Annotated in this window: 16 protein-coding genes and 1 tRNA gene; 6 read left to right on the top strand and 11 right to left on the bottom strand. The window is 62.9% G+C overall.

Annotation, left to right across the window (positions count from 1 at the left end; translation table 11 throughout):
- Window positions 1-63: 63 nt before the first annotated feature.
- From ACQKI2_RS14920 to ACQKI2_RS14910, 3 genes are all read left to right on the top strand, one after another.
- Complete coding sequence (locus ACQKI2_RS14920; protein WP_427380395.1) at window positions 64-492, top strand: DUF2946 family protein; 429 nt, start codon at window positions 64-66, stop codon at window positions 490-492.
- A 68-nt stretch (window positions 493-560) separates the two neighbouring features.
- Window positions 561-2,573, top strand: coding sequence for a TonB-dependent receptor family protein (locus ACQKI2_RS14915; protein WP_427380394.1), 2,013 nt, complete (start codon window positions 561-563; stop codon window positions 2,571-2,573).
- Window positions 2,574-2,676: 103 nt separating this feature from the next.
- On the top strand, window positions 2,677-3,174 hold the full coding sequence (locus ACQKI2_RS14910) for a YciI family protein (protein WP_427380393.1): 498 nt from the start codon (window positions 2,677-2,679) through the stop codon (window positions 3,172-3,174).
- A 6-nt stretch (window positions 3,175-3,180) separates the two neighbouring features.
- Here the strand turns inward: ACQKI2_RS14910 and ACQKI2_RS14905 are convergent, their stop codons facing one another.
- Window positions 3,181-4,845 carry a DUF262 domain-containing protein gene (locus ACQKI2_RS14905; RefSeq protein WP_427380392.1) on the bottom strand — a complete coding sequence of 555 codons (1,665 nt, stop codon included), beginning with the start codon at window positions 4,843-4,845 and terminating at the stop codon, window positions 3,181-3,183.
- A gap of 111 nt (window positions 4,846-4,956) precedes the next feature.
- Here ACQKI2_RS14905 and ACQKI2_RS14900 point away from each other — a divergent pair, with 111 nt between their 5' ends.
- Complete coding sequence (locus ACQKI2_RS14900) at window positions 4,957-5,790, top strand: fumarylacetoacetate hydrolase family protein (RefSeq protein ID WP_427380391.1); 834 nt, start codon at window positions 4,957-4,959, stop codon at window positions 5,788-5,790.
- 324 nt (window positions 5,791-6,114) lie between these two features.
- Complete coding sequence (locus ACQKI2_RS14895) at window positions 6,115-7,353, top strand: EAL domain-containing protein (RefSeq protein WP_427380390.1); 1,239 nt, start codon at window positions 6,115-6,117, stop codon at window positions 7,351-7,353.
- Window positions 7,354-7,503: 150 nt separating this feature from the next.
- Here ACQKI2_RS14895 and ACQKI2_RS14890 read toward each other — a convergent pair whose 3' ends face one another.
- From ACQKI2_RS14890 to ACQKI2_RS14865, 6 genes are all read right to left on the bottom strand, one after another.
- A complete protein-coding gene (locus ACQKI2_RS14890) occupies window positions 7,504-8,181 on the bottom strand; it encodes a hypothetical protein (protein ID WP_427380389.1) in 678 nt (225 codons plus the stop codon).
- Window positions 8,182-8,431: 250 nt separating this feature from the next.
- Entirely contained in the window at window positions 8,432-9,496 is a 1,065-nt protein-coding gene (obgE, locus tag ACQKI2_RS14885; protein WP_427380388.1) for a GTPase ObgE, read from the bottom strand.
- Window positions 9,497-9,619: 123 nt separating this feature from the next.
- Window positions 9,620-10,153 (bottom strand): GNAT family N-acetyltransferase, encoded by a 534-nt coding sequence (locus tag ACQKI2_RS14880; RefSeq protein ID WP_427380387.1) that lies wholly within the window; start codon window positions 10,151-10,153, stop codon window positions 9,620-9,622.
- Between the two features lie 140 nt (window positions 10,154-10,293).
- Window positions 10,294-10,563, bottom strand: coding sequence for a 50S ribosomal protein L27 (gene rpmA, locus ACQKI2_RS14875; RefSeq protein WP_290917940.1), 270 nt, complete (start codon window positions 10,561-10,563; stop codon window positions 10,294-10,296).
- 42 nt (window positions 10,564-10,605) lie between these two features.
- Entirely contained in the window at window positions 10,606-11,205 is a 600-nt protein-coding gene (locus ACQKI2_RS14870) for a 50S ribosomal protein L21 (protein ID WP_427380386.1), read from the bottom strand.
- Window positions 11,206-11,470: 265 nt separating this feature from the next.
- Window positions 11,471-12,688: a GGDEF domain-containing protein gene (locus tag ACQKI2_RS14865; protein ID WP_427380385.1), complete on the bottom strand. Its 1,218-nt coding sequence runs from the start codon at window positions 12,686-12,688 to the stop codon at window positions 11,471-11,473.
- A 467-nt stretch (window positions 12,689-13,155) separates the two neighbouring features.
- On the opposite strand from ACQKI2_RS14865, the gene ACQKI2_RS14860 reads away from it, so the two are divergent.
- Window positions 13,156-13,245: transfer RNA gene (locus ACQKI2_RS14860), tRNA-Ser, on the top strand.
- A gap of 349 nt (window positions 13,246-13,594) precedes the next feature.
- Here ACQKI2_RS14860 and ACQKI2_RS14855 read toward each other — a convergent pair.
- From ACQKI2_RS14855 to ACQKI2_RS14840, 4 genes are all read right to left on the bottom strand, one after another.
- On the bottom strand, window positions 13,595-15,250 hold the full coding sequence (locus ACQKI2_RS14855; protein ID WP_427380384.1) for a recombinase family protein: 1,656 nt from the start codon (window positions 15,248-15,250) through the stop codon (window positions 13,595-13,597).
- On the bottom strand, window positions 15,250-15,654 hold the full coding sequence (locus tag ACQKI2_RS14850; protein ID WP_427380383.1) for a DUF2924 domain-containing protein: 405 nt from the start codon (window positions 15,652-15,654) through the stop codon (window positions 15,250-15,252). Before ACQKI2_RS14850 ends, ACQKI2_RS14855 begins: the two co-directional genes overlap by 1 nt.
- The gene (locus ACQKI2_RS14845; protein ID WP_291054865.1) at window positions 15,651-15,905 is read right to left on the bottom strand and encodes a DUF3489 domain-containing protein; all 255 of its coding nucleotides are present in this window, start codon (window positions 15,903-15,905) and stop codon (window positions 15,651-15,653) included. Before ACQKI2_RS14845 ends, ACQKI2_RS14850 begins: the two co-directional genes overlap by 4 nt.
- Window positions 15,906-16,031: 126 nt before the next feature.
- Window positions 16,032-16,250, bottom strand: coding sequence for a hypothetical protein (locus tag ACQKI2_RS14840; RefSeq protein WP_114106180.1), 219 nt, complete (start codon window positions 16,248-16,250; stop codon window positions 16,032-16,034).
- Between the last annotated feature and the right edge of the window lie 949 nt (window positions 16,251-17,199).

The raw sequence follows: 17,199 nt of genomic DNA, 5'->3' as shown, positions 1-17,199 counted from the left end.
TAAGGGAATTTCCGGGCGCCGGGGTATCTGCGGCGATTACGCAACTTTGCGTACGGGGCGGCCATGCTAGACCGCGCGGCAATGTCGCGCTCCCTCACCGCCTCTCTGGCCCGCCTGCTGGCGGTTGCCGCGCTGCTGATCCAGGCAGTGATGCCCTGGGCCATGGCCGCAGCGGCAGAGCGTTCGCCGGATCTGGTGGCCCATTACTGTTCGACACCGGGAGAGACCGCCAGCGCGATGACCATCGGCGCGGAGCTCTCCAAGCTGCTGGCCGAAAAGGAAGGCAAGAAGACGCAAGGCGACCCGCCGCATGATTGCGGGGACTGTGTGCTGGGCCAGCCGGTTCCGGTGCCGGACGCGGTGACCTTCAAAGCGCCGGTGATGCAGCCGGTGTCTGCCGATGTTGCGCTGTTCGAGGTGCGCTTTGTCCAGGTGGCCCGCGGGCCGCCTCTGGGCGCGCGGGCGCCGCCCGCCCTGACAGATACGATCTGAGCGCTGCCCGGCTGACGGGTGGCAAAGCCGGGTGTGCCCGGACCTTATCTGTCTGAAGATCCAATCACATGAAACTTACATTCAAACCGGGCTCCGCCGTGAGCCTGACCGCCCTGTCGCTTGCTTTCGGGGCCGTGCTGCCCGCCGCCGCGCAGGAAGCCACCGAAGACGCCCCGAAGATCGAAGAGACGATCCTCGTGACCTCCACTGCCCGCGCCGCCGCCGCGATGGAGCAGGCCGCCAAGACACCAGGCGGCACAGACGTGATCACCTATGAGGAGTTTGCCGACCGCTTCCTCGTGTCGATGCGGGATACGCTTGGCTTCTCGCCGGGTGTCTACACCCAGCCGCGCTATGGCCAGGAAGTGCGGATCTCCATTCGCGGCTCGGGCATCAGCCGGGGCTATCACATGCGCGGCATCACGCTGTTGCAGGATGGGGCGCCGATCAACCTTTCCGACGACAATGGCGACTTCCAGGAACTGGAGCCGATCTTCTTCGATCACCTGGAAGTCTATCGCGGGGCGAACGCGCTGCGCTTTGGCTCAGGCTCGCTGGGCGGGGCGGTCAATGGCGTGACGCCGACGGGCGAGACTGCGCCGGGCGTTTATGTGCGCGCCGACGCTGGCAGCTTCGAGACCTATCGCGGGCTTGTTTCGGCCGGCGCAGTCAAAGGCAAGCTGGACGCCTGGGGCGCGGTAAGCGCCGATACCTCGCATGGCGACCGGGACCATGTGCGCCGCGATTCGGTGCGCTTCCAGGGCAATGTGGGCTATGAGGTGACAGACGCGGTGAACACCCGCTTCTATCTCAGCCTCAACGACATTGACCAGGAACTGCCCGGCGCGCTGACGTTGAGCGACGCCCTCAACAATCCCACGAAAGGCAATTTCGTGGGCGATCAGGCGCGCGACATAAAATCGATCCGTGTGCAGAACCAGACGCGGATTGCGCTGGGCGAGGGGGAACTGGCCGTTGGCGTGTGGGTGAACGACAAGGATCTCTTCCACCCGATCTTCCAGGTGATCGATTATAGCTATCTCGATAAGGGCATCTGGGCGCGGTATGATTGGGAGAATGGCCCTTTTGCGCTGACCGTGGGCGTTGATGCGCGCGATGGCGAGGTGGATGCCAAACGCTTCGTCAATAACAACGGCAAGTCCGGCGCGCTGATGTGGGCCGCCGATCAGGAAGCCTGGACGGCGAATACCTATGCCGAGGGCCGTTATAGCGTAAGTGATCAGCTGACCCTGATTGCCGGCGCGGTCTATGCAAAGAGTGAACGCCAGCAGCGCACCACCTACAATAGCGCGCCGGTGGATGTTCTGGGCAAGGCAGACTTTGAAGAGTTCTCGCCGAAATTCGGCGCGCTCTATGCGCTGTCTCCGGATGTGCAACTTTATGCCAATTACAGCCGGTCAGCCGAGATGCCGGGCTTCACCGAATTGGCCCAGATTGCAGCCTTCGTGCCGGTGGACGCGCAGACGGCCTGGACGGCAGAGATCGGCACGCGCGGGCGCGCCGGGATCGCCAGCTGGGACGTGTCGCTCTATTCGGCTGATATTGATGGCGAGATGCTGCAATTCACGGTCAACCCGGATATTCCAGCCTCCACCTTCAACGCCGACAAGACCACTCACCGGGGCATTGAAGCGGGCCTTGACCTGGCGTTCACCGATTGGCTGACCCTGCGCCAGGTTTATCAGTATTCGGACTTCAAGTTTGATGGCGATGCCGAATTTGGGGACAACACGCTGCCGGTGGTGCCCGAGCATGTCTACCGGGCGGAGCTGCGCTTCAGCCATGACCGGTTCACGGTTGCGCCCAATCTTGAATGGGTGCCCGAGGGCGCCTGGGCGGACTATAACAATACGACCCGCACGGACGGCTATACCCTGCTGGGCCTGACCGGCAGCTATCAGGCGACCGGGAATATCGACCTCTTCCTCGACGCGCGAAACCTCGCCGGGGAGAAAGCCGCCGGGGACATTTCGGCGGTGATCACGGCAACGCCGGCTTCGGCGATCTACTATCCGGTGGAGCGGCGGGCCGTGTTCGGCGGCATCCGCGCACGCTTCTGATCCGGCTGGCTGCGGGCTTCCCCTTCGCGGGCGGCCCGCAGCTCTGCTTGCCAGACCCACCCTTGAAGGCGCAGACTGCGCGTCTCATGGATGGGAGGGTTCGATGTTTCATGCTCTGCGATTTCTGGCGTTGGCGGCCTTGCTGACGCTGCCGGTTGCCTGTGCAAGTGCCGGGGAAGCGCCTGCAGCCACGACCCCGCCACCTGCCTATGATGCGGCGCTGGCCGAAAGGCTGGGGGCGGACGATCTGGGGATGCGGTCCTATGTGCTGGCAATCCTGAAGACCGGGCCGCAGGACGCCGCGATCACGGACAAGGATCAGCGGGCGGAGCTGTTTGCCGGGCATTTCTCGAATATGGGCCGGCTGGCCGAAGACGGAAAACTGGTGCTGGCCGGGCCGCTGGGCGGGGAAGACGGGCGGCGCGGCCTGTTCATTCTCAACACATCCGACATTGCCACCGCGCAGGAATGGGTGGCGAGCGACCCCACGATTGAGGCAGGCATCTTCACGGTGGATTACAGCAAGTATTACGGCTCAGCTGCGCTGATGCAGGTGAACGAGGTTCACGCAACGATCCAGAAGAAAGGGATTAGGGAGTAGGGCGGCTCAGCCCGCCAGGCCCCAGGCCTGCATCAGGATGTCGGCGAGCTTTTCCGTCCGGCGGCGGACGACATCGGAGGTCCAGGCATCCTGTTCCATCAGGTCGCGGGTGAGCGCAAATTCCTGGCCGCCGCCGCCATTGAAGTAGATTTCCTTCTTGGCGCGGTAGTCCAGCCGGTCTGCCTGCTGGTTTACCTTGTTCGTGAGCAGAACGAAATTTCCGAGCGTGTCGCACTGCTCGCGCCGTTTCACCGGGTCGGGCCAGGTGATCATCCAGTGGCTGTCTTCGGGCGGGTTGCGCGGGAGAACGTGTTCCACGGTGGCGTCAGATTCCGGCGGGATGGTGCGCCCGCCCGCGATGGCGGCGCAGAGGCGCAGGGCAATGGCGCGGCGCTGGCCATAGGTGCCAAAGCGCGTCGTCAGCCGGTCGCGCAGCTTGCGGGCTTCGTCGCGGCTGATGGACAGGGGGCCAGATTTGGCAAACAGTACACGGTCGTTGCGCACGGCCTCCGTGATGCGGGCGAGGCGCTTGTTGCGGGTTTCGCGCTCCTGCACCATGACCTGAGACATGTAGGAGAGGCGTTCGAGACCGGCGAAGAAATCCGGCGCCATCGGGTCTTTCAGGCCGCGCTCGACGATGAACTGGATGGCCGGCGCGCGCCAGGTCTTGTGTTCAAGGGCGCGCAGCTGGTTGATGCTGTCGAGCACGCCCTGGGGCGCGCCCATGTCCAGCGTGTCCTGCCCGGTTTCGACCACGCGGAAGGCGGCGACATAGCTTGGCAGCATGTCGTCAAGGAAGGTGCGCGGATCGATCTTGTTGAGCACCGCCTTCTGGAAGCCGGCGAAGAGATCGCCCTTGGGCGAGCGGTCATGGATGGCGCGGATCTGGCGGAGAAGATCGTCAAAGGCGCCGCCGCCGAGAAGCGCCTCATGCTCGGCCCAGCGCTCGGCATAGGCGTTGGCTTCGTCGGCGGTGAACTTCGCGCGCTGGAACAGCTCGGTCTTGATGATGTCGTGGGCGCCCGGCTCCTTGCCGCGCGTGTTCAGCACGCGGAACACCTTGAAGCCCTGATCCTTGTTGTCGACCACCACGCGCACCAGGGCGCAGCCACCGGTGACGACATCAGCAAGCGCGCGCCGGCGCTCGGGCGTCATCTCGCGCAGTTCACGGTGGAAGGCGGCGGCATTGGCGATGATCTTCTGCTGGCTTTCGCTGTCGCCGGGCTCATTGTCGAGTTTCAGCGTGGCGCCCGGCGTCTGGATGGAATCGCGGAAGAAGGCGCCGACATCATAGTTGAGGGCGATGCGCCAGTTGGCGCCTTCGCCGAGTAGCGGGCGGTCCTCGTCGGCGATCAGCTTGTGCAGTTCCTTGGAGAGGGCGGGGTCTGTTTCCAGATCGCGCAGCACGCAGAGCAGGATGGTCAGGGTGGTCAGGCGCTGCTGGCCGTCAACGATTTCCAGATGGCCGGGTTCCTCGCCATTCACGAAGACGAGCGCGCCGATGAAGTGGGCGATGGAGGCGTCCATTGCATCGACCAGATCGCCCAGAAGATCGAGCGCTTCACGGTCGCCCCAGGAATAGCTGCGCTGATAATGAGGCATACGCAGCCGCTCGCCGGGCGCGAACACCTCGCTCAGAGAACTTTCCTGCGCGCGGACTCCAAGTTGCATCAGTCTACCCTTCTACTCGCGCCCTCCCTAGCTCTTGCCAAAGGGGCCGACAACGCGAGATGAACACCCCGCAAGGTTCTTTGGGCATTAGTGTGACAGGAGAGTAACGATATGCGCCTCGTGAGATTCGTGGCCGAAGGTCAGGTCAGGTTTGGCCATCTGGAAGGCGATTCTGTCGTGCCGGTTGCAGGCGACAGCTTTGTCGAGGCGCTGGAAGGCAAAGAGAAAGGCGCGCCTCTGGCGCTCAGCGTGGTGCATCTTCTGGCACCGGTGCCCCGGCCCGGAAAAATCCTGGGGATAGGTGTCAATTATGCTGCCCATGCCGCCGAGAGCGTCAGCTTCATTTCCACCGCCAAGCCGGAGGTGCAGAAATGGTTCAACAAGCAGGCCACGGCGGTCAACGGGCCCTATGATCCGGTCCACCTGCCCAAGGTGTCCGGACAGCTCGACTATGAGGGGGAACTGGTGGCCGTGATCGGCAGGCATGGCCGGCATGTGCCCCGCGCGCGGGCGATGGAAATCGTCGCAGGCTTTTGTATCGGTTGTGATTATTCGGTGCGCGACTGGCAGAAGGCGAGCCAGACGATGATCATGGGCAAGGGCTTTGACACCCATGCCCCCTTCGGCCCGGCGCTGGTGACGCCCGATGAAATCGAAGACCTGCCGGGGCTGGAAGTGCGCTCTTACGTGAACGGCGAGCAGCGCCAGTCGGGCCATGTCCGCGACATGATCCATGATATTGCGGCGCAGATTGAACATCTCACGGCGGCCTTTACGCTGGAGCCTGGGGATGTGATCTTTACCGGAACGCCGGCAGGGGTCGGCGCGGGTTTCGATCCGCCGAAATGGCTGAAGGCAGGTGACCGTGTACGCATCGAGATCGACGGGCTGGGCCATATCGAGAACGAGATCGTTCCCGAGCCGGACACGCTGCGAATCGGGTGAACCGGGGCGCCTTCCGGCGGGAACGACGGGGCCTCGCCTTGCGGGCAAGGCCCCCGTCTCCCCCGAGATCGCCCCCGCTCCGGCCAGCGCTGGCCGCGGACCGGGGGCGTTCACAACCGGGAACAGCCTTTGGTTAACCTTTGATAATCCCCGTGTCCACGCGCCTTCTGTAGCCAGAACATCAGGAAACGGCCCGTTGTGGCTGATTTGCAACGGATTGCGGCGAGCTTGCCGGACGGGGCAAATCAGGACAATTCCCAGCAATTCGTTAACTAATTTCGCCTTATTTTTAAGATTGATGGGCTGTTTGCGGGTGCTGACCTGATGACTTTTTTCTTGATCCTCCTCTATCTCGCCGCAGGCGCGGGGACCGGCTACGGCCTCTTCACGCTGACCACGGCGGGCTTGCCGCTGTCGATTGCGGGCGGGGCGGGGCTGGCGGCGGTCCTCATCCAGATCCACGTACTGGTGCGCACCTCCCTGACCGCGAAGGCGGCCAGACAGGCCCATGAGCGCGTTGACGGGTTCGAGCGCGAGCTGACCGATGCCGCCCGCCGGATGAATGTGGTGGAGGCCCGGACCGATGCGATCGAGGAAACCGTCAAGATCGAACTGAGCGAACGCCGAGACGCGCTCGTCAATGAGATGCGCCAGCTGGAAGGGCTGATCGACAAGCTGACCCGCAGCTTCGAGACGCGCCTGACCGACAGCACGGCGCTGGCCCGGGTTCAGCCGGTGGAAGACGCCGCCCTGCGGGATGTGCGCGACGCGCTGAAGGATGGCCGCGTGGACCTGCATCTGCAGCCGATCATGTCGCTGCCCCAGCGCCGGGTGACCTTCTATGAGGGGTTCACCCGTCTGCGCCGCCCCGATGGCAGCCATATCACCCCGGCAGACTTTCTGGACGCGGCCCGCCGCGCCAGCCTGATGGGCATCATCGACAATTTCATGCTGTTCCGCTGCGTGCAGATCGTCCGCCGCCTGGCCGAGCGGGACCGGCGCGTCGGCGTGTTCTGCAACATCTCCTCGATCTCGCTGGAAGACCCGACCTTCTTCCCGATGTTCCTGGAATTCATGATGGAAAACCGCGACCTTTCCGGCTCGGTGATCTTCGAGATCCGGGCCGACCGGTTCGAGCAGCGCTCGCCCGCGATGCGCGCCAATATGGACAAGCTGACAGCGCTCGGCTTCCGTTTCTCCATCGACCATGTGACCGGCCTCGATCTTGACCTGCCGCGCCTGCAGGCGGCGGGCGTTCGGTTTGTGAAGGTCAATGGCAGCCAGCTGATCGACCAGCTGCGCGACCCGCAGGGCCCGCGCCCGCTGACCGCGCTCAACCGCAAGCTGGCAGCCAATGAAGTGGGCGCCGCCTTCTCGCGCTATGGCATCATGCTGATCGCCGAGAAGATCGAGGACGAAGCCAGCGTGGTAGAGATCCTCGAATATGAGATCCCCTTCGGTCAGGGCCATGTGTTCAGCGCCCCGCGCCCGATCAAATCCTCCCTGATGGAAGACACCGCGCCGCCGCGCGAGCTGATCGAGCGCCTGTCGAACTATCACTGAGGTTTCACGCGGTTTGATTTCAAACGGCCCGGCAGCCAGATGGCGGCCGGGCCGTTTCGTTTTGGGCGCAGAGCGCGGCACATGGGATCGCGCCCTCGCCGGGGGGCCGGGAGGTTTTGGGGAGATCGATTGTGGCTTGGGCGCGGCGCGTCAGGAAGTGTTGGCGGCGAAGTAGCTGAGGGCCATGTCTGTCAGGTTGCGGAGGGTTTCTTTTTCGGGGCCGGGGAGGGCGCTGCGCAGGCCGGGGATGCGGTGGGGCGAGAGGGGGCAGGGCTTTGGCGCGGCGCCGGCGAAATGGCGGCGCAGCCAGCGGGCGGCGACGGCATGGGGATTGTTCAGGGCGCCGTGCAGCGCGGCGAGGCGGCGGGCGAAGGCGGCGGAAAGATCGCGCGGCGGCGCGGCGGGCGCGGGCGGGGCGCTGAGAACATCCTCTGTCAGGGCGCGGATACGGGGCAGCCTTGAGGCGGGGAGATGATCTGTCTCCGGACGGGGCTGGGGCTCGCGCATGTTGAAGACGGGCGCGCGGGGGTTTTGGGGAGAGAAGGTCCCGGATCCCGGCTTTGCCGCGCCTGAGAGGGCGCGGGGCTTGGAGCGCTCAGGGATGGGCTGGTGGGCGGCGAGGATCAGCACGACGCGGCGCAGGGCGGTTTCAGCCGGGACGAGGGCATAGCTCGTCAGCTTGCGGAGGAGCGCGTTGCTGGGCCGGGCGGTGCCGAGGCGCTCGAAGATACTGTCGATGTAATGGACGAAGCGCAGGATGAGCTGGCGCGCCTGTTCGAGCAGGACGTAGACGGGATCATCCGTTGGCTGAGGGGCGGCGTTTTCCATGCGGGGAGAATAACACGGCGCCGGAGGGGGGTGGATAAGGGGAGGGTGGATTTGGGGGAAGGGGTTGAAGGGATTGGGGTTTTTGGGGCTGGGGGTGTGGGATAAGGCGGGCGCTGCTGCCCTCACCTCCCACGCGCTTTGCGCGCGGGTCCCTCCTCTCCCGGAGGGAGAGGGGTTTAGCGTTGCGCCTGGGGCTTCCCCCCTCCGCCCTTCGGGCACCTCCCCCGTAAACGGGGGGGGAGTGGGTGGCCTAAAGAGGGCTCCAGGACGTGTCTGTGTCCTGATCATCGTCTTCGGCGGGGACTGCCCTGGGGGCGTCTTCGTCCTTGAGGCCGAGATGGTGGGCGATGGCGTAGAGGGCTTCCTTGACGCCTTCGCCGGTGACGCCGGAGAGGAGCAGGGGCTTGCCTTTGTACGCTTTCTTGAGCTGTTTCATCTGCTCCTTGACAAGTTCGGGCGTGAGCGCGTCGATCTTGTTGAGGGCGACGATTTCCGGGCGCTGGGCAAGCTCGGGATCGTAGGCTTCCAGCTCTGCACGGATGGTGCGGTAGGCGGCGGCGGGATTGTCCTGCGTTACGTCGATCAGATGCAGCAGCACCTTGCAGCGTTCGACATGGCCAAGGAAGCGGTGGCCGAGGCCTGCGCCGTCGGCGGCCCCTTCGATGAGGCCCGGAATATCAGCCAGCACGAAGCGGGTGGAGGTGCCCAGATCCACGACGCCGAGGCCGGGATGAAGCGTGGTGAACGGATAATCGGCGATCTTCGGCGTGGCGGCGGTGGCGGCGGCCAGGAAGGTGGACTTGCCGGCATTCGGCAGGCCGACGAGGCCGGCGTCCGCGATCAGTTTCAGGCGCAGCCAGAGCCAGCGCTCTTCTCCCTCTTCGCCCGGATTGGAGCGGCGGGGGGCCTGGTTGGTGGAGGATTTGAAGCGCAGATTGCCCCAGCCGCCATTACCGCCAGCGGCCAGCAGCACGCGCTGGCCGACTTCAGTGAGGTCTGCGATCAGGGTTTCCTGGTCTTCTTCATAGACCTGTGTGCCGACGGGCACCTTCAGCACGGCATCTTCGCCGCGCGCGCCGGTGCGCTGCTTGCCCATGCCATGGCCGCCGCGCTTGGCTTTGAAATGCTGCTGGTAGCGGAAGTCGATCAGGGTGTTGAGGCCTTCGACGGCCTCGATCCAGACGTCGCCCCCGCGCCCGCCATCGCCGCCATCGGGGCCGCCATATTCGATGAATTTCTCGCGCCGGAACGAGACGCAGCCTGCGCCGCCGCCGCCGGAGCGGATATATACCTTGGCCTGATCGAGGAACTTCATGGGGTGGTCTTGCCGTAGATTGGAGATTTGGGGAAGGGGCGGGGGTGTGTGCAAGGTGTCCGGAGCGGGGCGCCCCCTCATCCCCAACCCCTTCTCCCCGGGGGGGAGAAGGGGCTTAAGGGGTCAGGCGATCCTTGCCATCATGATGTGGTCGGAGCGTTCGCCCCGGCCTTTGGAGAACATGGGGCCACGCCCGCAGGGCAGGAAGCCGAGCTTGCGGAGAACTTTGCCGGAGGCCGGGTTGTCGGCGAAATAGCCCGAGACGAGGGCGGCGGCCGCGCGGGTGTTTTCCAGCCAGCTGACGAGACCGGCGCCTGCCTCGGTGCAATAGCCCTTGCCCCAGAAGGGCGGCGTCATCCAGTAGCCGATATTGAAGGGATCCTCGGTGCGCTGGCGGTTGGCCGAGATCAGCCCGGCGAGGGCGCCGGTCTCCTTCGAGACGACCGCGAAGATGTGGCCGGTATCGTTCTGGCGCGCGGTATCATGCGTCGCAAACCAGGCGAGGGTTTCGGCCTTGGACTGGGCGGGGGCGACGCTGGCAAGCATGAGATAGATTCGCGGGTCGTTTACGGCCTCGGTCACCGGCCCCGCATCTCTCGGGGAAAGCCGGCGCAGGCCGAGCCGCTGTGTTTCTATTTCGATCTCTGTCTCGCTCATGGCCGCCTCCTATGTGCGGGGCCTGGCGGGGGAGGGCAAATTAAAAAGGGGAGACAGTGGCCTGCCTCCCCCCGGAAACTGGTCGTCTGAAACGCGACCCGGCCACCCCTCTGCGTGCGGCCGGATGCTTTCCAGGCCGTTTATTCGGCTGCGTCCGCCATCGGTACGATGTTCACATAAATGCGGCCACCGGACTTGTGGGCGTACTCAACCTTGCCGCCCTTAAGCGCGAAAAGGGTGTGATCCTTGCCCATGCCGACGCCTTTGCCCGGCCATTTCTGGGTGCCGCGCTGACGCACGATGATGTTGCCCGGAACGACGACTTCGCCGCCGAACTTCTTTACGCCGAGATACTTGGGATTCGAATCGCGGCCGTTGCGGGACGAACCACCTGATTTCTTATGAGCCATCGTCTGCTCCTACTGTCCTTTAGCGGAAGGCCGGGGGTGGCCTTATGCGTCCTTAGCGAGTTCTTTGGCCTGCTCGACCCAGCCGTCCTTGGCGAAACGGCCCGAGAGGCTCAGCTCTTCTTCGAGCTTGGCGATGTCAGCCTCGGTGAGGGCAGCGATCTGAGCGAAGGTGGTGATGCCTGCGCCGTTCAGCTTTTTCTCAAGGGCCGGGCCAACGCCGGTGAGTTTTTTCAGGTTGTCACCGCCGGTGGCCGCGTCTGCTTTGGGAGCCGCTTCAGCCTTCGGGGCGTCTTCCTTCTTGGCAGCGGCTTTCTTGGCCGGCGCCTTGCCATCGGTGTTGATGGAGGTGATCGTGACTTCCATCAGGTCCTGACGGTGGCCGATGGTGCGGCGGTAGGTCTGGCGCTGACGCTTCTTGCGGGTGATCAGCTTCGGGCCGCGCACTTCAGCGGCGACTTCGCCGGTGACCGTGGCACCTGCAACCGTGGGCGCGCCCACGGTGACACCGGCGCCTGCGCCAACCATGAGAACGGAGTCAAACGTGACCGTCTCGCCGGCAGCAGCTGCCAGACGCTCGATGACGATGGTATCGCCTTCGGCAACCTTGTACTGCTTGCCACCTGTTTTAATGACCGCGAACATGGGGCCAATCCTTCCGGCATGGAATAGTGAAAATGTGTGAGGGCGCCGCACCAGAAGGCGCCGCGCCCGAAGGTCGGGGGTAAACACCAAAGCGATGCGCCTGTCAAACCCCAACTTCACGCCGATTGCGGGAAAAGTGGGGGGATCTGCAGCCTGGCCGGACCCTCGGTGCGGCTGCGCCCCGGTCACCGGCCGGGCCAGGGCCAGATCAGTGCCCGATCAGGCCTGAATTGGCGCGAAAACCTGCCTGAAGGATCCCGAAGGCTCAGGATTTGGTCCAGATGAGGTCCAGCTTGCGGGGGACAGCCGGGCGCGTGCCGAACAGGCGTACCTGGTCGCGGCCAGCCTTCTTGGCGTCATAGAGGGCTTCGTCAGCCTGGTTCATCAGGGCGTGCAGATCCGCCCCCGGCCCGGCCGCGCAGACACCGATGCTGACGCTGGGGGCGACCTTGGGCGGCAGCATGCCGCTCCAATAGTCCCACGGGCAGGCCCGCAGGGATTCGGCAAACAGGCGCGCGGCCTGAAGCTCATGCCCCGGCAGCAGCACGGCAAACTCTTCCCCGCCGATCCGCCCGGCCACCATCTCGTCGCTGCACATCGCCGCGACATGGCGCCCGAACAGGCCGATCACGGCGTCGCCCACCGAATGGCCGAACGTGTCGTTGATCTGCTTGAAATGGTCGAGGTCGGCAATGATCAGGCAGGCGGGCAGGCCGCCGCCGGTCTGGCAGCGCTTCAGGGCTGCGGTGGCTGCCGCTTCAAAGCCGCCGCGATTGAGCAGGCCGGAGAGCTTGTCGGTGCGCGCCTCCTGGCGCAGCTGCTCGATCAGGTCGATGGCGATGGCGACCATCAGCGTGAGGGCGAGCGCAATGGAGATCAGCGGCTGGGTGAACTGGACTGTGGTCCAGTAGAGCGAATGCTGGAAACTGGCGCCGGTGCCGAAGCCGCCTACCACCATCAGGATGACCAGCGGGCGCAGCACATAATTGGCCACCGACACGATCGCCACGGCGAAGATCAGCCGGTCGATCATATGTTTCTTGCGGACCGGATAGAGCTTCACCACGATCATCAGCGTGACCACGCCGAGGGCCGTACTCATCGTCAGAATGCGGCCCGGCACGCTGGGTTGGACCAGGAAGAACCAGCCAAGGGCCAGCGCGGCGGCGGCTGTGGTGATCGCGAGAAGCGGATAATGCGGCCGGCGGCCATAGCGCCCGAGGACGGCCGCGGCGAGCAGCCAGCCGGAGAACAGGAACGTCAGGTTTGTCAGGATCCGCTCGCCGCTTTCAGGCAGGGGCGTGACCATATACTGGAAGACGATGTCCTGAATGAAGAAGCCGGCGGCATTTATGCCATAACCGGCCGCGGCATAGAGAATGTAGGTTTTTCCGCGCTGGCTGAGCCACAGGAGGCAGAACGCCCCCGATAGCAGCGCTCCGATGCCGGGGTTCAGCAGCATTATGAAGATTTCGGCGCTCATGGGGGTGGGCAAGCAATCCTTGTTGTCCAGACCCTCCCTTTGACGCAGTTGGGATAAGGCGCGCTTTCGCAGGTCTGGCAAATTTCATCGATTGCTGCGTTTTGGAGGGGCGCAGGAGAAAAGGCCGGGCGGGGGCGTGGCCCGGCCGTTTCTGTAAGGCGGTGGGCGCGCGCTGCGGCAGCCTGCGGCCCGGGCATGGAGAGGGGCCGCAAGGGGCCTGGGGGCGGCGCAAGCCTGCGTCACGCCAGCGGGCAGGCCGGCTGGCCGGGCAGTCTCAGCGGGCCAATTAAGGGGGAGGGGCAGAGGCGCTTTCGGCGTCCCTCTGCCGGGGCGCCGTCTGCCGGGGCGCCGGGGCGCAGGGCGGGGCGGCTGTTAAAAAAGCGGAAGACAGGCGAGGATTTCCCAATCGGGCGCTTGCGCTTTGCGCCGCGCCGCGATAGTTCACCGCCCTTCAAAGACCCCGGCGCGGAGAGGTGGCGGAGTGGTCGATCGCGTCGGTCTCGAAAACCGATATACTCGCAAGGGTATCGAGGGTTCGAATCCCTCCCTCTCCGCCAGCCATTTTCAGATTTTGAGACAGTTCCGTTAGGCGGCTCCAAAACCCCGCAAACAGGCGGGGTTTGGCGCGAGGCTGCGGTCTCCGTTTTCCGTATCAGCGAATTTTTTGGCGCTTTTTGGCGCCCCGTCTCTGTTCGGCTTTTGCAGCAGTTCCCTTATCGCCATTTTCCCTGCTCCAGGCCGATTTACAGGGAATTTCCTCAAAAGATCAGGGAATGCCTCTGATAGGCCCGATAAATCGCCCGTCATTTCAGGGCGATGCGCGCAAATTCCCTAAACGCGAAACAGGGAATTTTCCCGGCCCAAACAGGGACGGCCATTGCAAAAGCAGGGAATGATTTGACGTTATCAGGCGCTGGCTGAAAAGCCGAGTTCTGCCCACTGATCATCCCAGTCGAGCGGAATAGGATGGGTGATCAGCTTGGTGAGCGTCAGGTCGTGAGGCTGGCGACCTGCGAGGATAGCCTCGATGACCTTGGGCGAGAGAAACGCCAGCGGCAAACGCTGACGGATGAAGGCGAGCGTGCAGCTGCGGCGCTCGGCGAGGGTGGTCATAGAAGTGCCGGCGCGAAGCTCTGTTGCCCAGGCATGCGCCAGCGCAATTGCGCGGATCAATGTTTCATCCGTCCGGCGTGCAACGCCGCCGATGATGAGACGGGCTTCGATACCTCGGCGCTTAATCTGAAAGGGCGAGGTGAAGCTCAGCAAGGGAGCAGCCAATTCGGTATCCTTTACCCTCAACTTTTCGGCCAGAGGTTTTGCGGCGATTTCCAGTTCGACTTGCCCCTCTGAAATTTTGCATTGCGCGATGAGCTCCAGGGACTCGAGGTTCGAGATTGACGCCAACTGGGGCATACTTTGTTCAATGAGTGTCGCAGTGGGGCTTTGGAATATCTGAGGACCGGCGGTGATGAGATACTCGCTGACAGCCTGGGCAAGCTGGGTTTCGAGCTGCTTGGCGGGCAGGCGCCAGCCACCGGTGCGCCTGCCTCTGCCTTCGAGAAGGCGAGACGACACATAGTAGCGATAACGCCGAGGGCCTTTGCTGGCATGAGACGGCGTAAGCCGATCGCCGGTTTCATCGACCAGCTTCCCGGTCAGAAATGGGCGATTGCCAGATGCGCTTCGCCGGCCAGGCTTATCCTGCGCGCCGAGCTTTGCCTGAACCCGGTCCCACAGCGCCTCATCGATGAGCGGCTTATGCAAACCGTCGTGGACTTCGCGCTTGTGGCGAATGCGCCCAACATAAATTGGATTGCGCAGCAGGAAATGAATGTGGCCACGCCTGAGCGGTTTGCCGCCGACTTTTCGGTCATTGCTGAAGGTCCGTGATTTGGTTCGGTAGCCTCGGCGCGCCGCTTCCGCCTCGACCAGCCGGACGCAGCCAATCGTATCATAAAGCTGGAACAATTCCCGGACGATTTCCGCTTCAGGAGCATTGATCACCAGGCTGCGGGTCTGAGGATCAGGATGAGGTTCGTAGCCGAGCGGTGGTAGGCCGCCCATCCAGTAGCCCTTTTTCTTGGATGCTGAAATCTTGTCCCGAATCCGCTCGGCAGTCACCTCCCGTTCGAACTGGGCAAAGGAGAGCAGCACGTTGAGGGTCAGCCTTCCCATGCTGGTGGAGGTGTTAAACGCTTGCGTGACCGAAACGAAAGAGCAGCCGGCTGCATCGAATCTATCCACCAGCTTGGCGAAGTCAGCGAGCGAGCGCGTCAGTCGGTCGATCTTGTAGACGACTACAAGGTCAATCTTGCCCGCGTCGATGTCTTCCAGGAGCCGGGTTAGAGCTGGGCGCTCGAGCGTTCCGCCGGAAAGCCCGCCATCATCATAATGCGCGGGGATCAGCTTCCAGCCTTCATGGCGTTGGCTGGAGACATACGCCTCGCAGGCCTCCCTCTGCGCGTCGAGCGAGTTGAAGGCCTGGTCGAGACCTTCCTCGCTGGATTTGCGCGTGTAGATGGCGCAGCGGACAATCCGTCGGCCTGATCCGGCCGCTGTCATCACGATGCACCTTTCAAGCCGAAGAAGCGGGGCCCCGACCAACGGGCTCCCGTGATCTCTCTCGCGATGGCAGACAGGGATCGGTAGACGCGCCCCCGATATCGGTACCCGCCTTTCACAACATCAACTATATGGGTAATGCCGTTCCAATCGCGGACAAGCCTTGAGCCAGATCGAAGGGAAGGCCCTGCCGGAGCGACGGCCAGGTCACTGGCAATCGCCTGCAGCTTGTTCCGGGTCCTGAGAGGCAGGCCGCCATACAGAGCGGATTGTACTTCATATGCAACGATGCGGCAGAGCAGGGGCGTGCTCATCCCTTTTGGCGGAGGCGCGCTGAGCAGCTTCTGATATTGATCGACAAGGCTGGAGCGAGGCATACCTTCAAGTTTTACTGTGGACGTCATTTTTTCGCTCCGGCGATACGGTAGCAGGAATGGCGCGATCCGTCAGTTGGGGTGAGCTTCTCCAGACTGACACCGGCCTGTTTCAGGCGGGTGAGGGCGGCCCGCGTTGTGTGGGTCTGCCAGCCGAGTTTTGCGGAGAGCGCCTCGATTGTCATGCCCTCGGGTTTGCTAAGAAGACTTTTGAGCTGATCCGTTTTCGAGGACTTAGGTTGTGGTTTCTTGTCGGCTCGTGTCGATTTGCGTTTGGTCATGCAGTTCCTTTCGGGTTGAGGAAGCGATCAGCGCTTCCACGACCCAAAGGCCCGACTATCTGGCGGGCTGTCGCGGAGGCTGCCGCGACAGAGATAGCAATGCTTGGAATAGGGCCGTAGTCCAGCCTAATCGCTCTGTAGGCGGATATATTCGAGCATAAAGGCTTCCGCTTCGGCGCATTGCGATTTTGCAGTGTCGATGAGGCGGTTGAGGGCTCGTATTTCCTGGAGTCGCGTTTCGTTTGGCAAATCTGGCAGTTGCGCTTCAGTTGCTTGCTCGCAGGCGTCCTCAAGTGCCTCTAGGGTCTTGATCAAGTTCCCGCGAATTCTATCGAGATTGTCCATACGGAGCACTTGGGCTTAGGTCGAAGCAGAAGTCCACGTTGCTGGCCGAGTGCTTCGATATTTGTTCAAGCTGAATTCCAGAGGTGCGAACCACTAGTCTGAATGCTGCCAAATGGGAGGGGCACCTGAGGTATCTATTGCGTCTGTTGAGGGCGCAGGAGGAGACGTATGGAACCCGGTACATTCGATTAGAGGAGGAGAAGCCCGCGCCTTCTTCGGCAGCAAGGCTTGAGCAGTTCGTCTTCCGGCTTCTCCCATGGCAGGCAAGTTTGCTCTTTTGAAGTACCGAGTTCATCGATTCCGTGTCTGAACGAGTACGGTGAGCACATACTCACTTTGTTGCAGAACCTGCTGTAAGTAACGATTATGGCCAGACGTTAGAATTCCAAATTCTCCAGGCGTCCAATCGTAGAACAAAAAAAGTACAAGCACTACCCCTTGCGCTTGGTTACAGCCATCACCACTTTATCTGGGGTGTCGCGACGGAATGTCTGATGTTGGTCAATTTGGCTGATAATACGATTGATAAACCGGCTTCCGCCGTGCGGAAGGTGCCGCGCAAGAAAATCAATCCCAACACCACCCTCCTATTGTACGTTCGAGCTGGGGGCCACTGCCAGCTGCGAGGGTGCAACCATTATGTGATGGAGCACCGGACCACGAAGAGGACCGGCAACTTTGCCCAACAGGCCCACATAGTTGCATTTCAGGAGAAGGGACCGCGCGGACTGGAACGCGAAAGACCGGCCGACATTGACCCAGCCCCCTGATCCGGGCCGTTTAATTAGAGACTCTGTTCGCCTTTGAACTTGACCCCATTCCTGGACCATCTGACCGGAGAAAATCCCGGCTGATGAACTTGACCCCATTCCTGGACCATCTGACCGGAGAAAATCCCGGCTGATTTGCTCAGGGTGGACTGCCTGATCCTGAGCTCATCATCAATGTT

Origin of the sequence: Hyphomonas sp. NPDC076881, from assembly GCF_050269995.1 — a bacterium.
Lineage (GTDB): Bacteria > Pseudomonadota > Alphaproteobacteria > Caulobacterales > Hyphomonadaceae > Hyphomonas.
Note: the sequence above shows the minus strand (reverse complement) of the source record. Positions and strands in the feature narration are given on the sequence as shown.